This is a genomic window from Sphingomonas sp. 37zxx (genome assembly GCF_000786205.1).
GTDB lineage: Bacteria > Pseudomonadota > Alphaproteobacteria > Sphingomonadales > Sphingomonadaceae > Sphingomonas.
On sequence record NZ_JROH01000001.1, the window covers coordinates 153,835 to 168,626 of the forward strand.

9 protein-coding genes are annotated in these 14,792 nt (G+C 67.7%); 6 read left to right on the forward strand and 3 right to left on the reverse strand.

What is annotated here, in order from left to right:
* Positions 1 to 14: 14 nt before the first annotated feature.
* Together QU44_RS00750 and QU44_RS00755 are read left to right on the forward strand one after the other, a co-directional pair.
* Positions 15 to 1,604: an amidohydrolase gene (locus QU44_RS00750; RefSeq protein ID WP_033919467.1), complete on the forward strand. Its 1,590-nt coding sequence runs from the start codon at positions 15 to 17 to the stop codon at positions 1,602 to 1,604.
* Positions 1,605 to 1,711: 107 nt separating this feature from the next.
* Entirely contained in the window at positions 1,712 to 2,515 is an 804-nt protein-coding gene (locus tag QU44_RS00755) for a hypothetical protein (RefSeq protein WP_052134188.1), read from the forward strand.
* Between the two features lie 44 nt (positions 2,516 to 2,559).
* Here QU44_RS00755 and QU44_RS00760 read toward each other — a convergent pair whose 3' ends face one another.
* A complete protein-coding gene (locus tag QU44_RS00760; protein ID WP_033919468.1) occupies positions 2,560 to 5,607 on the reverse strand; it encodes a TonB-dependent receptor plug domain-containing protein in 3,048 nt (1,015 codons plus the stop codon).
* A 373-nt stretch (positions 5,608 to 5,980) separates the two neighbouring features.
* Between QU44_RS00760 and QU44_RS00765 the strand changes: the two genes are divergently transcribed.
* Both QU44_RS00765 and QU44_RS00770 read left to right on the forward strand, forming a co-directional pair.
* The gene (locus tag QU44_RS00765; RefSeq protein ID WP_081987772.1) at positions 5,981 to 8,377 is read left to right on the forward strand and encodes a penicillin acylase family protein; all 2,397 of its coding nucleotides are present in this window, start codon (positions 5,981 to 5,983) and stop codon (positions 8,375 to 8,377) included.
* A complete protein-coding gene (locus tag QU44_RS00770) occupies positions 8,374 to 9,984 on the forward strand; it encodes an N-acyl-D-amino-acid deacylase family protein (protein WP_443018060.1) in 1,611 nt (536 codons plus the stop codon). Before QU44_RS00765 ends, QU44_RS00770 begins: the two co-directional genes overlap by 4 nt.
* Positions 9,985 to 10,101: 117 nt before the next feature.
* Here the strand turns inward: QU44_RS00770 and QU44_RS00775 are convergent, their stop codons facing one another.
* Complete coding sequence (locus tag QU44_RS00775) at positions 10,102 to 11,133, reverse strand: serine hydrolase domain-containing protein (RefSeq protein WP_156140839.1); 1,032 nt, start codon at positions 11,131 to 11,133, stop codon at positions 10,102 to 10,104.
* Positions 11,130 to 12,662 carry a permease gene (locus tag QU44_RS00780; protein ID WP_231621561.1) on the reverse strand — a complete coding sequence of 511 codons (1,533 nt, stop codon included), beginning with the start codon at positions 12,660 to 12,662 and terminating at the stop codon, positions 11,130 to 11,132. Before QU44_RS00780 ends, QU44_RS00775 begins: the two co-directional genes overlap by 4 nt.
* A gap of 228 nt (positions 12,663 to 12,890) precedes the next feature.
* Between QU44_RS00780 and QU44_RS17285 the strand changes: the two genes are divergently transcribed.
* Together QU44_RS17285 and QU44_RS00790 are read left to right on the forward strand one after the other, a co-directional pair.
* Positions 12,891 to 13,433 (forward strand): hypothetical protein, encoded by a 543-nt coding sequence (locus tag QU44_RS17285; RefSeq protein ID WP_197054200.1) that lies wholly within the window; start codon positions 12,891 to 12,893, stop codon positions 13,431 to 13,433.
* Complete coding sequence (locus QU44_RS00790; RefSeq protein WP_033919471.1) at positions 13,430 to 14,743, forward strand: phage terminase large subunit family protein; 1,314 nt, start codon at positions 13,430 to 13,432, stop codon at positions 14,741 to 14,743. Before QU44_RS17285 ends, QU44_RS00790 begins: the two co-directional genes overlap by 4 nt.
* Positions 14,744 to 14,792: the final 49 nt, after the last annotated feature.

Genomic DNA, 14,792 nt, shown 5'->3' on the forward strand with positions numbered 1-14,792 from the left:
CAGGGAGAGACCGTATGTTTTCGCCGATTTCACGCTTGATCGCGGCTGCGCTGGTGCCGGCGCTGACGACCGCGCCGATGGCCGCTTATGCCCAATCCGCGCCCACCAACGACGCGCTGAAGGCCGAGGCCGCCGCCGGGGTCGAGGCGCAGGCCAAGCTGGTGCAGGAGATGGTCGATTCTGTCTTCAGCTTCGCCGAGCCTGGGTTTCAGGAATTCCAGACGATGGAATATCTGACCGACATCCTGGCCAAGAACGGCTTTACGATCACCAAGGGGGTGGCGGGAATCCCCACCGCCTGGACCGCGACCTGGGGCAGCGGCGGGCCGCTGATCGCGCTGGGATCGGATGTCGACGGGTTGCTGGGGTTGAGCCAGATGCCGGGATCGCCGACGCTGAAGCCGATGGTCGAGGGCGCGCCGGGGCATGGCGAGGGGCATAATTCGGGGATGCCGCTGGTGATCGCCGCCGCCATCGCCGCCAAGCAGGTGATGCAGAAGAACAAGATCCCCGGCCGGCTGATGCTGTGGCCCGGCGTTGCCGAAGAACTGCTCGCGACCAAGGCCTTTTATGTGCGCGAGGGGCTGTTCAAGGATGTCGATGCCTGCATCTTCACCCATGTCAGCACCGAGTTCGGCACCGGATGGGGCAATATGGGCAACAACGCGCTGGTTTCGGCCGAATATAGCTTCAAGGGCAAGACCGCGCATTCGGCGGGGCAGCCCTGGGAAGGGCGAAGCGCGCTCGACGCGGTCGAGCTGATGGACATTGCCTGGAACATGCGGCGCGAGCATCTGCCCGTCACGCAGCGGTCGCACTATGTGATCACCGAAGGTGGCGGCCAGCCCAACATCGTGCCCGACAAGGCGACCGTCTGGTATTATTTCCGCGACCAGGACTTTGCCAGCGTCCGCAAGCTGTATGAGACCGGGACCGAAATTTCCAAGGCGGCGGCGATGGGCACGGGCACCACGGTCGAGCACCGTTTGCTGGGCTATGCCGCCCCCAATTTCGGCAACAAGCCGCTTGCCGAGGCGGCATGGGCGAACATCAAGGCGGTGGGCATGCCAAGCTGGTCGGCGGGCGACCAGGCCTTTGCCAAGTCGGTACAGGTCACCAACGGTCGCACGCCCAAGCCGCTTTCTACCGAGGTGATGCCGCTATCGACCCCCGATACGCGCCCGCGGTCTATGGGGGGCGGATCGGACGATATCGGCGACATCATGTGGACGGTGCCGACGATCACGGTGGGCTATCCGTCGAACATCCCGAACCTGATCGGCCATAATGTGCTGGCGGCCATCGCGATGGCGACGCCGGTGGCGCATAAGGGCGTGGTTTCGGGGGCCAAGGCGGTTTCGATGACGGTGATCGACCTGATGACGTCGCCGCAATTGGTGCAGGAGGCCAAGACCTTTTTCACCGAGGTGCAGCTCAAGGACCAGAAATACGACCCTGTGGTCACTGCTGAGGACAAGCCCGCGATCCACCTGAACCAGGCGATCATGGAGCGGATGCGCCCGGCGATGAAGCCTTATTACTACAACCCCAAAAAGTACAAAACCTATCTCGACCAGTTGGGGGTGAGCTATCCGGCGAATTGACGGCAGCCCGCCGCCCTGGGCCACCGCCCGGCTATCGCTGCCGGTGAAATTGCCTATAGGATCGGGGAACGACGAGCCGTGCTTCGCGGCGGTCCTTGAGTTCCGCGATGCGTTCGACGACCGATCCTTCCCTGGCCGCGCGGTGGCGCGAGGCACTTCGCCGGCGCGGGCCGCCCTTGCTGCTGGCGCTGGCGGCAGAGGCGCTGCTGGTGCTGCTGTTCCTGGCGCTGGCACCGCGCTTTGCCCCCGAGCTGGTGCCGGCAACGTCGCTGACGACGTTCGATGTCGCCGCCGGCGCGGAGGACGCGCCGCCGACGGCTACCAAAGCCGAGGATAGCGACGAAGCCAGCGCGGGCGAAGTCGCGCCGCCGCCGCCCGACCCGACGGTGGCACCCGTCGATCCGCCGCCGACTCCGCCGGCCCCGCCGCCCGAGGTGAAATTGCCGTCGCGGGTGATATGGCTGACGCGCGAGCAATATACCAGCACCGCGCTGCCCAAGGGCGAACCGCGCGTCGCCGATGCCCCATCGGGCACCCCGTCGCTGACGCCGGGGCGGAGCAGCCGGATGCCCGGCGACAGCGCGCTGGCCGAGGGCAGCGGGCCGAATGGCGAGCCGCTCTATGCCGCCGAATGGCATACCCGCCCGACCAACGCACAATTATCGACCTATATGCCCGAGCGGCAGCAGGAAGGATGGGGCCTGATCGCGTGCCGCACCGCGCCGAATTACCGGGTCGAGGACTGCCGCGAACTGGGCGATTTCCCGCGCGGATCGCGGCTGGCCGGCGCGGTGCGGCAGGCGGCGTGGCAATTCCGGGTGCGACCCCCGCGGGTTGGTGGGCGGGAGATGGTTGGGGCGTGGGTTAGCATTCGGATCGATTATACCGTCACCGGCAAGCGCGGCGGCTGAGCCCCCCTCGCGCCAGCCGGGGTGGCTGGCGCGGGGGCGCAAGGTCAGCGCGTCTGCACGCGGATGCCGATGCGGAAGGTGCGGCCCAACAGGTCCGAATAGGTGCTGTTGGCGGCAAGCCCGGTTTCGGGCAGCAGGATCGGATCGGCGTTCAGCAGGTTGGTGACGTTGACGAAAAACTCGCCGCGCGCATCACCGCCGAAACCGAATTTCTGCGTCACATTCAGATCGACATAGAATGCACCGTCGATCTGGTTGCTTTCATAGGTGGGCGCATTGACCGTCGAGGTCGGGCAGGTCGTCTGGCATTCGATGCCGTTGGCGACATATTTGCCCGAGCTGACCCCGCGTCCGATCGCGGTGATGCCGAAATCGTCCGAGGTGTACGAAGCGCTGGCGCGGTAGATCCAGCTGGGCGTGCTCGCCTGTCCACCATTCACCCCGGTGGTGTCGACCACGACCGTATTGGGGACGCCGCTGTCGAAGCGATTTTCGAGATAATGGGTGACCAGGCCGCGCAACGTGAAATTGCCCGGCGCATTGGCGAACAGCCGGTCGAGCGGCAATTGATAGGATGCGTCGAAGTCGAGGCCGCGCACCTGCTGGCTGGCGGCGTTGAACGGCTGGCTGCGGATGATGAGATAGGGCTGTGCCGGGGTCTGGGTGCGCGAGGCATCGACACTGATCGCGTCGCAGAACTGTGCCTCGCCCAGGAAGCACAGATTGACGATCGATTGCGCGTTGAAGGTGCTGATCCCTTCACCGACATCGATGTCGAAATAGTCGACCGACAGGTTGAAGCCCGGCACGAAGCTGGGCGAAAACACCGCGCCGATATTCCATTGGTCGCTCTTTTCCGGCCCCAATTCGGGGTTGCCGGTGGCGAACCCCGAAAAGGAATAGCCCGCTTGCGGCGGCTGGCCCGCAGCGACGAAGGACGGGCTGGTGCCGGTGATAAAGCCGGGGTTGGTGACCGCATCGCTGTTGGCGGTTCCCGCCTGGAACAGATCGTTCAGATTGGGCGCGCGAATGTCGCGCGAGCGCGTGACGCGAAGGCGGATATCGTCGATCGGCTGCCAGGTGGCCCCCGCCTTCCAGGTGGTGACATAGCCCGCGGTCGAATAATCGGTCGCGCGCACCGCGCCGTTGAATTCGAGGCCGAGGCCGAGCGGGATCACCGTTTCGAGATAGGCTTCCTTGACATCGAAGCTGCCCGAGCTTGGCAGGTAATTGCCCACCGACCAGCGATTGGTGGCGCCGGTGACATTGCCGTTGGTGACGATCGGCACCGGCTGGAATTCATCGGGGACGAATCCGGTCACCTGTTCCTTGCGATATTCGGCACCGATCGCGATGCTGACATCACCCGCCCAGGTGGCGAACGGCGTGGCCGAAAAATTGCCGCCGATCACGGTCTGCTCAAGCGTCTGGTCGCGATAGGGATCGCCGAGCACGAACGAGACCGCCGCCGGATTGGCGACATTGGTGCCGAGGCGATTGAGCGGCACGCAGGCCGGATTGTTGTTCGCGGGATTGGCATCGACGTTGATCAGGCACTGGATCGATCCGGTGGGGAACCCGCTGCCGGCAGGCGCGAACACCGCGTCGCGCGCGGCGTTCATGTTCGCGTTGTTCTGGATATTGCGAAGCTGCTCGCGGACATCGGCGCGGCCATATTGGCCGTAAATGTCCCAGCGTGCGGTCTTGCCGAAAGCATCGAATTCGCCCTGCGCGCCGACCAGGTAGCGCTGCACTTCGCGTTCGTTGTTGATCGCGCGAAACGGCAGGTCGGCGAAGGTGGTGCCGAGGGTCACGCTGGTAATGCCCTGAAGCTGTGCCGCGCCCAGCGTGTTGAGCAGAAACGCATTGCAGGTGGTGGGCACCGGAATCTGGGTACAGCCGGTGGCGTTCAGCACGACCCCGGTCGATAGATTTGGGCCGGCGTTGAAGAGCACTTCCTGCCGGTTATACGCGCCTTCGGCATAAAGCTCGATCGCGTCGGTGACCTCGAAGCTGACTCGCCCGAACAGGCCATAGCGGTCGTCCTGCGGATCGAGGCCGATGCGGCGACCCGAATCATTGACCTGCCATGATCCGCCCTGGGTGAGCGCGGGTACTGCGGCACCGGTGGAGCTGGGGAAGGTGAGCGCACCATAGGTGAAGCGGTTGATCGCCCCGCCATCGGTGAAATAAATGCCGCGCAAGGTGTTCGCGCCGGCTGGCCCCGCCGAATTGGTGATCAGCCCGCCGGGCGTCGAGTTCGCCGCACCGACCTGCCTGCGGATCAGGAATTGCGGCGTGCCGTTGGTGGCGGTGTAGGCGGGGTTGGTGATTCGGACAAAGCCGGTCTGGTTCCAGTCGCGATCGACATCGAAGATGCCGTCGCGATGCGCGACTTCGCCGCTGAGCAGGATGTGGCCGCGCCCGCCGGCAAAAGCCATGCCGCCGGCGACGTTGATCGAATAGTTCGCGCCATCGCCATATTGGGTGATGCCGCTGTCGGCCTCGACCTTCAGCCCTTCATAGCGGTTGTTCAGCGCGAAGTTGACGACGCCCGCGACCGCATCGGAGCCATAGGCCGCCGATGCGCCGCCGGTGACCACTTCGACGCTGGAGATCAGCGCCTGGGGAATGGTGTTGATGTCGACCAGCCCGGTGATCGTCGAGCCGACCGAGCGGCGACCGTTGACCAGGATCAACGTGCGCTCCGCCCCCAGATTGCGCAGGCTGAGCGCGTTGATCCCTGCCTGGCCGCTGGAGATGTTGAGCCGCGAATTGGCCGGGCGAGTCGAGCCCGCCAGCGACGGCAATGTGTTGACGAAATCGGCGATATTGTTCGACGGCGACCCGGCGGCGATTTCCTGCTCGGTCAGCACCGTCAGCGGTGTCGGCGACTGAAACCCGTCGCGGATGATTCGCGAGCCGGTGACGACGACTTCGGTGCCGTCGGGTGCCGGTTCGGCGGCTTCGCTCTGGGTGTCGGCGGGCATGGTCTGCGCCTGCGCGGCGGCGGGCATCAGGCCGGCGAGCGCGAGCGCGGCGAGGCTGGCCTGGGTCGCGATGCGAACGGAAAGTGCGCGGTTGGTAAGCATTGAAATCCCCCTGATCCTTTTGCGGGCATGACAGGCCGATCGCCTGACTCCCCGCTGCTGCCTGCTGCCGCCCCGGATATGTCCTTGGGTGCGGGCAGCCCTCCCGTTCGTCATCATGTCGTCATCGGCTGCGGTTAACGACCGTGCGGATAGTGCAGGGTGCGCGCGAAGCGCGTCAAGCCGAGGGAGGCTTCTATACGTTGCCCCCGCCATAGCCTGAGGGCATGGACGCTACAAAAATCACGCCTTTGGTGAACGATAGTTGCGCGCCATAGCCCGACGGCATGACCCGGCGCATAGGTGCGATACGCTGCGGCGGCTGGATGCGATAGCTTGGTGCCGGTGGCCGGGACGGCCGCTTTGGGAGAACAGCATGAAGTTCGATCGCCGCCGCTTTCTGGGTGGCACTTCGGCGATGGTCGCGCTGCTGCCGCTGGCGGGCGCGGCATGGGGGCAGGCTGGGGGGCAGGCTGGGGGGCAGGCGGGGGGGCAGGCGGGGCCGGTCGCGCGGCGGACGGTGCGCGGGGCGGGCGGGCCGATCGAGATTATCGACGATTCGCAAGGCATTCCGCATATTCGCGCTGGCACCAAGCCCGATGCGTTTTTCGGCCAGGGCTATGTCGTCGCGCGCGATCGGCTGTTCCAGCTCGACCTGAGCCATCGGCGCAGCATGGGGCGGATGGCCGAGGCATTCGGGCCTGACTTCGCGGTCCACGACCATGCCGAGCGGCTTTTCCATTTTCGCGGCGACCTCGAGGCCGAGCTGGCGGTGGTGCCGCGCGAGGTGCTGGAATGCGCGCGGGGCTATGTCGCGGGGATCAATGCGCGGATCGACGAGGTGATCGCCGATCGCACGCTGCTGCCGCCCGAATATCACATCCTGGGTGCGCTGCCGCTGCGCTGGGACGTGCGCGATCTGGTGCTGGCGCGCGGGGCGGCGATCGGCAATGTCGATGATGAGATCCGCCGCGCGCGGCTGGCGGCGATGGGGATGCTCGATCTCGACACCTTGGTCGCGCCGCTGCGGCCGGCGTGGACGCTGCGGGTGCCCGAGGGGCTCGACGTGGCCGGGGTGTCGGAGGCTGATCTGGGGGTGTTGGCGCAGGCTGAGGGCGCGTTGCCGTTCGGCACCACGCCGACGCCGGTGCGCGATCCTGCAGGCGTGCGGATCGAGCGCGAGAATGCCGGGTCCAACGCCTGGACGATCGCGCCGGGGCGAAGCGCCACCGGGCGGGCGATATTGGCGAACGACCCGCATCTGGGGATCGGCGGCTTTGCCCCGCGCCATGTCGCGCATCTGACCGCGCCGGGGCTCGACGTGATCGGCGGCGGCGCGCCGGGGCTGGCGGGGATCATGCAGGGGCACACCGACCGCTTTGCGTTCGGGCGGACCAATTCGCATAACGACCAGAGCGATTTGTTCATCCTCGAGCTCGATCCCGCCGATCCTGAGCGCTACCGCCACGATGGCGGGTGGAAGCGGTTCGAGCGGGTGGAGGAGGTGATTGCTGCCAGGCGCGCGCCGGCGCGGACGGTGGTGCTGCGTTATTGCGTGCATGGGCCGGTGTTGCTGCATGATCCGGCAAGGCGGCGGGCGACGTCGCTGGCGAGCGTTACGATGATGCCCGGTGCGATGGGGGCGTTTGCGATGATCGCGATCAACCTGGCGCGCGATTGGGAGGGGCTGAAGGAAGCTTTCAAGCTGCATCCCTCGCCGACCAATTTCCATTATGCCGATATCGAGGGCAATCATGGCTGGCAGGTGATCGGCCATGCGCCGGTGCGCGGCGGCGGGCATGACGGGTTGCTGCCGGTGCCGGGCGACGGGCGCTATGACTGGCAGGGGCGGTTCGGGGCGGAGAAGCTGCCGAGCGAGTACAACCCCGCCAAGGGTTGGTTCGCGACCGCCAATCAGAACAACCTGCCCGCCGATTATCGGGTGCCGCTCGCCTTCTCGTTTCGCGAGCCGTATCGCTATGACCGGATCGTGCAGGTGCTGACGGGGCAGCGCAAGCATAGCCTCGCCGACAGCGCGGCGTTGCAGCAGGATGTGCTGTCGACCCCGGCGCGCGAACTGGTGGCGCTGATCCCCGCGCAGGTGAGCGCGGCGGCGACGCCCGCGGCGGCGATGCTGCGCGGGTGGGACGGGCAATTGGGGGCCGGGAGCGCGGCGGGGGCGCTGTTCCAGATCCTGTGGGCGGGGCTGGGCAAGCGTGTGCTCGATCATGTGGTGCCGGCGCAGGCGCGCGAACTGGTGCCCTCGATCGCGGCGGGGGAGTTGATCCGGCTGCTGCGCGCGCGCGGTGCGGGCATGGCGGGGCTGTTCGATGACGCATTGGTTGCGGCTTGGGAGGAGGCGAAGCGGCTGATGGGGGATGACCCGGCGGGGTGGCGCTGGGGGAGCCTACACCAGGTGCGGATCGCGCATCCGCTGGCACGGCTGCCGGCGATCGCGGCGGCGTTTCCGGCGATCGAGGGGGGACAGTCACCGGGGGATAATTACACCGTCAATGCGCGCTGGGTGGCGGCGAGCCGGGGCTATCGGACGTCGGGCGGGGCGAGCTATTTGCAGGTGATCGATGTCGGCGATTGGGACAACAGCCTGTATCTGAATTTGCCGGGGCAATCGGCCGACCCGCGATCGCTCCATTACCGCGATCATTATGCGCCGTGGATCACCGGGCGAATGCTAAAGCTGCCCTTCAGTCGCGGGGCGGTGGATGCCGATGCGCGGGGGCGGACGATGCTGGTGCCGGGGGACGAGCAATGATGCGGCGGGCTGTGGTTTCGATGCTGGCGCTGGCGCTGGCGCTGGCCGGATGCGCGGCGAGCGCCGGGAGCGGGCAGCGCGCCGATGTCGTGATCCGGGGCGGCACGCTCTATTCGGGTGGCGAGGATGCGGCGACGGTGGGCGATGTCGAGATTGCCGGCGACCGCATCGTCTATGTCGGGCCTTCGCGCGGGACAGCGGCGGCGCGGGTGATCGACGCGGCGGGCAAGATCGTCGCGCCGGGGTTCATCGATCCGCATACCCATCCCGACAGCTATATCCGATCGGCCGATCCGGTGGCGCGGCGCAATTTGCCGTGGCTGGCGCAGGGGGTGACGACGATCATCCACGGCGTCGATGGCGGCGGTTCGCCCGATGTCGCCGCCGATGCCGCCAGGCTGGAGGCGAGCGGGATCGGCACCAATGTCGCGCGCTTCGTGGGGTTCGGCGCGGTGCGCGAGGCGGTGTTGGGGCAGGACGACCGCGTGCCGACGGCTGCCGAACTGGCGCGGGAGCAGGCGCTGGTGGCCAAGGCGATGTGCGAGGGGGCGCTGGGGCTTTCGACCGGGCTGTTCTATGCGCCGCAGAGCTTTGCGACGACCGAGGAGGTGATCGCGGTGGCGCGCGAGGCGGGGTCGCGCGGCGGGATGTACGACACGCATCAGCGCGATGAATCGAGCTACACCATCGGGTTGCTCGGTTCGACGCGCGAGGCGATCCGCATCGGGCGCGAAGCGAAGATGCCGGTGCATTTCGCACATCTGAAGGCGCTGGGGGTCGACGTCCACGGCCAGGCCCCGCAACTGATCGCCGAGATCGAGGCAGCGCGCGCGGCGGGGATCGACGTGACCGCTGATCAATATCCGTGGGACGCATCGGGATCGAGCGTCGATGCCTCGCTGGTGCCGCGCTGGGCGGTCGATGGCGGCTATAAGGCGATGATCGCGCGGTTCGACACGCCCGCGACGCTGGCGCGGATCAAGGGCGAGATGGCGGAGAATCTGCGGCGGCGGGGCGGGGCCGACAGCTTGCTGTTGACCAGCGCGGGGCAGCCCTGGACCGGCAGGACGCTGGCGCAGATGGGGCAGAGCTGGGGGATCGACCCGATCGAGGCGGCGATCCGAATCCTGCGCGTCGCCAATCCGCGCGGCACCGGCGCCGCGGGCAGCGCGGTCGCGTCGTTCAACATGGCCGATCGTGACATCGATCTGATCATGCGCCAGCCCTGGGTGGTGACCGGATCCGACGGATCGGACGGGCATCCGCGCCAATATGCGACCTTCCCCCGGCTATACGCCGAATATGTCCGCGAGCGCGGGGTGATCGACCTGGCGACGATGATCCGGCGATCGACCGGCAAGGTGGCGGATATGTATCGGATCGAGCGGCGCGGGTATCTGCGCGCCGGGTATTTCGCCGATTTGGTGGTGTTCGATCCTGAGGAGTATGCGCCGCGTGCGGATTATGTGAACCCGGCGCTGCCGGCTGCTGGGGTGACGGCGTTGTTCGTCAACGGCGTGCTGGCGTTGGAGGATGGCGCGGCGACAGGGGCAAGGGCGGGGCGGGCTTTGCTGCGGGCAAGGCCTGCGGGGTGTCCTGCCGTTTGAGCCTTTTCGTTCGTCCTGAGTAGCGGCCGAGCTTGTCGGAGGCGCGTATCGGAGGACTGCCACACGCGCGGGTGCTTCGATACGCGCCCTCGCTACGCCCTTCGGGCTACTCGGTCGCTACTCAGCACGAACGGTGGCGGCATCGAACCCAGCGACCACCGCATCCCCCGTTGCCGCACGCAGCGCGACGATGCCGCTGTCGGCGTGGCGGGTGGGGTGGACCCGGTTGGTCAGCAAGGTCCAGCCGATGCCGCGGGCGAAATCGATCCACAGCCCGGTGCCGGTGAAGCCGGTATGGCCGATCGTCTCGGCTGAGCAGCCATTGCCGCCGGGCCAGCCGTCGAACCGCCGCTCCCAGCCGCAGGTGCGCCGTTCGGTGACGGGGGTGCGGATCGCGGACAGCATTGCGGGCGATGCGCCCGATCCGTCGAGCAGGCCGCCTGCGAAATCGAGCACGCCGGTGACGGTGCCGAACAGCCCGGCATGGCCGGTGCGCCCGCCCAGCGCGAAGCAGTTTTCGTCGTGGACCTCGCCCTGCAACACCCGCCCGCGCCAGCTGCAGCGTTCGGTGGCGACGGCGGGGCCGGGGGGTGGGCCATAGCTTATGCCCGGTCCCAGCGGCTGCGCGTCGAGCGGGCCGCCGGTCAGCCGCTCGATCGCGATGCCGAGCAACAGATAGTTGATGTCCGAATAGACCGGCGGGCCGTGCCGCCATTCGCGCTGGAGGATGAAGGCGCGCAGCCGGTCGGGATCGTCGCCATAGGTGTAGATCGGCTCGACCGCGGGCAGGTGGGTATTGTGCGCGAGGCAGGCGCGGAAGGTGAGGCGGCGTTCGGCGGCACCCGCGACGTCGTACTGGCGAAGGTCGGGGATGGCGGTGGTAAGCGGGGCGTCGAGATCGAGCGCGCCCTGGTCGGCCAGCCGCAGGACCATCGTGGTGGTGGCGATCACCTTGGTCAGCGAGGCGAGGTCGAACCAGTGATCGGCGGTGAGCGGGATTTCGTGCGGCACGCGGCTGGCGAGGCCGGCGAGGCGAGTCGCGCGCTGGCCATCGGCGGTGACGATGCCGAGCGTCGCGCCGGGGATTCGTCCGGCGGCAACGGCTTGCGCGGCGGCGGCGAAGGCGTGGTCGGCGATGGCTTCGATCATGCGGGCAAATCCGATGCGCGCGGGCGGATACGCGACAGCGCGGGGAGGAAGGGGATCGCCGCTAGGCTGACGATGCCCGACAGCGCGAAAAAGCCGTTATAGCCGATCGTCCCGACCATCGCGCCACCCGCGCCCGACAGCAGCCGGGGGAGCAGGAAGGCGAAGCCCGACAGAAAGGCATATTGCGCACCGGGGAAGCGCGGGTTCACCAGCAGCGAGAGATAGACGACGAAGATCGCGCCCGCCATGCCGTTGCCGAACTGGTCCGCGCCGGTGGCGATGTAGAGCAACGCCTCGCTCGGCGGTTGCCACGCCAGCCAGACGAAGCCGAAATTGCCGATCGCGGCGAACACCGCGCCCAGCGCCAGCGTCCATGCCATCGGCCACCGCGTGACGATGAAGCCGCCGACGCCGACGCCGATGATGCTGGCGGCGAGCGCGACGATGCTGTCGGCGCGGCCGATCTGGACGAGGGTGTAGCCGAGGTCGCGGATCATCGGCTTCGACAGGTTGAGCGCGAGGACGTCGCCCATGCGATAGATCGACACGAAGCCCAGCAGCACGATCGCGCCGAAGCCATAGCGCCAGAAGAAATCGACATAGGGGCCGATCGCCGCCGATCGGCGGATGCGCGAGTCGGGTGGCGCGCGGCGGATTTTGGGCAGCGCGATCGCCATCGCGATGAAGGGCAGCATGCAGATGCCCAGCACATAGGGGGTGACGTTGCTCTGGCTGCCGATCCCCGCTGCCGACGCGGCCTCGAGCACGACCCAGCCGAGCGCGGCGGTGACGACCAGCACCAGGGCGAGGATCGCGGCGCTCGCGGTCAGCCCGTGGGCAAGGGCGGTCCAGCGCCCGCGCGTGCCGGGGCGATCGGGCGCGGTCGCCAGCAGCAGCGGGAAGGGCGCGATCGCGGCGGCGGCGATGCCGAGATACGCCGCCGACCAGCCGCTGGCATCGGCGATCAGCAGCGCGCCGCTGCCCGCCGCGACCATCGCCGAGCGATAGCCCCACAGGTTCGCCGCGACGATCGGGCCTTGTTCATCCTGCGTCGGCGCAAGCTCGATCCGCCAGGCATCGGCGGCGACTTCGAGCGTGGTGGTCCAGAACGCCAGCAGCACCGCGAACAAGGCGGTGACCCCCAGGCTTTGGTCGCCGGCGGTGAGCGCCATGCCGACCATCGCAGTGAAGATGCCGAGCTGCGACAGCAGGATCCAGCCGCGCCTTTTGCCCCAGAAGCGCGCGAAGCCGGGGACGTCGTAGCGATCGAGCAACGGTGCCCAGAGGAATTTGAAGGTGGGGAGCAATTGCACCCAGGCGAAGAAGCCGATGACGACCAAAGCCACGCCATGCGCCTGGAGCCGGAGCGCGAGGACGGTGGAGAACATGTAGAAGGGCAGCCCGGCGGAGAAGCCGAGCAGGCCGAACAGCGCCATGCGGGCTTTGCCGGGGGGCAGCGGCGGGGCTGGGGTGGCTGGGGTGGCTGGGGTTGGGGTGGGCGGCGATACCGGCGGGGGCGTTGCGGTCATCGCGCTGGGGGTTCCTGATGGGGGGGTGGGCACATCGTCGGGCCGGCGGCTGGCGGCGTCAACCGCCCGGCGCGGATTGTTTAGCGGGGGCAGGTCGCCCGCGTACCAAATGGGAACATTTTGCTTGACATCGTCACGCTCATTCGGTACATAACAGGAACGCTGAAGAATTGCGAGTCGGGCCGGAGCGGTGACGCTTTCCGGCTCTTTTCATTTGGGGCGGGGATGATGGGCGAGGAACGGATCAAGACGGGCAGGCGATACCCGTTGCAGGTAGCGAAGCTGCGTGCGGACGAATGGAGCGAGGAGCGAAAACAGGCGTTTCTGGAGGAGCTGGCCGATAGCTGCAACGTCGCCAGATCGGCGCGCCTGTTGGGAATGTCGCGCAGGGGATTGTATCGGCTGCGGTGGCGCGATCCGAGCTTTGCCGCTGCCTGGAGCGAAGCGATCCGCATGGCCTATCCCCGGCTGGAGGAAAGGCTGCTCGAACAAGCGCTGGCGGCGGCCGAGCGGCTGACGATCGAGGGGCCGGTGAGCGGCGATGGCGAGGATGCGGCGCAGGAGCCGCCGTTGCAGCCGCTGAGCGCCGAAGAGACCAAATTGGCGATGTATCTGCTGGATCGCCTGGATCGTCTGGAGCGTCCCGGCGCGGGGAAGAAATCGGCGCGGGGCAGTGCCGGCAAGGCGCATGGCACTACCCGCGACGAGACCAATGCGGTGCTGAACGCGAAGCTCGATATGCTGGCTAAGCGGATGAAGGCGGTCGAATGAGCGCGGTGCCCGATGCCGAGATCGTTCGGCTGGCGATGCTGGCCGGGCCACTTCGCGATCGGTTGCTGGCGAACATGACGACGCAGCAGTTGCGTGAGATCAGCCAGCGCTGGTGGATGTGGGCGCATGCCGGCCAGTTGGCACCGCCGGGCGACTGGCGGGTGTGGCTGATCCGCGCGGGGCGCGGCTTTGGCAAGACGCGCGCGGGGGCCGAATGGGTGAGCGATTTTGCGCGCAACCATCCGCAGGCCCGGATCGCGCTGGTCGGCGCGACCTTTGACGAAGTGGTGCAGGTGATGATCGAGGGGCAAAGCGGGCTGATCAACGTGGCGCATGACGGCGAGACGGTGAGCTGGCGATCGTCGCTGCGTGAGGTGCAGTTCGGATCGGGGGCATTGGCGCAGGTGTTTTCCGCCGCCTCGCCCGAAAAGCTGCGTGGCCCCGAACATGATCTGGCCTGGTGCGACGAGCTGGGCAAATGGGGCGCGGGCGGCGAGGCGGCGTGGGACAATCTGGCGATGGGAATGCGGTTGGGGCCAAGGCCGCGCATCCTGGTGACGACGACGCCGCGCCCGACCCGGCTGATGCGGCGGCTGCTGGCGATGCCCGACCTGGTGGAAACGCGCGGGCGGACGCGCGACAATCCGCATCTGCCCAAGAGTTTCGTCGGCGCGATGATCGCCGAATATGGCGATTCGCGGCTGGGGCGGCAGGAGCTGGACGGCGAATTGCTCGACGATGTGGTGGGGGCATTATGGACCCGCGCGCTGATCGAGCGATGCCGGGTGCGCGCCGCGCCCGATCTGGTGCGGGTGGTGGTGGGGGTCGATCCGCCCGCAAGCGCCGGCGGCGATGCCTGCGGGATCGTCGCGGCGGGGCTGGGGACCGACGGGCATGGCTATGTGATCGAGGATGCGAGCGTCGCTGGCTGCTCGCCGCAAGGCTGGGCGCGCGCGGTGGTGGGGTGTTACGAACGGCATCGCGGCGATCTGGTGGTGGCCGAGGCCAATATGGGCGGCGACATGGTGCGCGACGTGCTCAAGGCCGCGCATTCGCTGTTGCCGGTGCGGCTGGTGCATGCGTCGAAGGGCAAGGTGGCGCGCGCCGAGCCGGTGGCGGCATTGTATGAAAGCGGGCGGGTGTTCCATGTCGGCGGACTGGCGGCGCTGGAGGATGAGTTATGCGGTCTGTCGGTGGGGGGCGGCTATGAAGGGCCGGGCCGATCGCCCGACCGCGCCGATGCGTGCGTGTGGGCGCTGAACGCGCTGATGGTCGAGGCGCGCGCGGCGGCGGCGGTGCGGGTTGTGTGAGTTGCGGGGGCACGGGGGCGGGCGTAGGATTGGGGGACTCGGGGAGCAG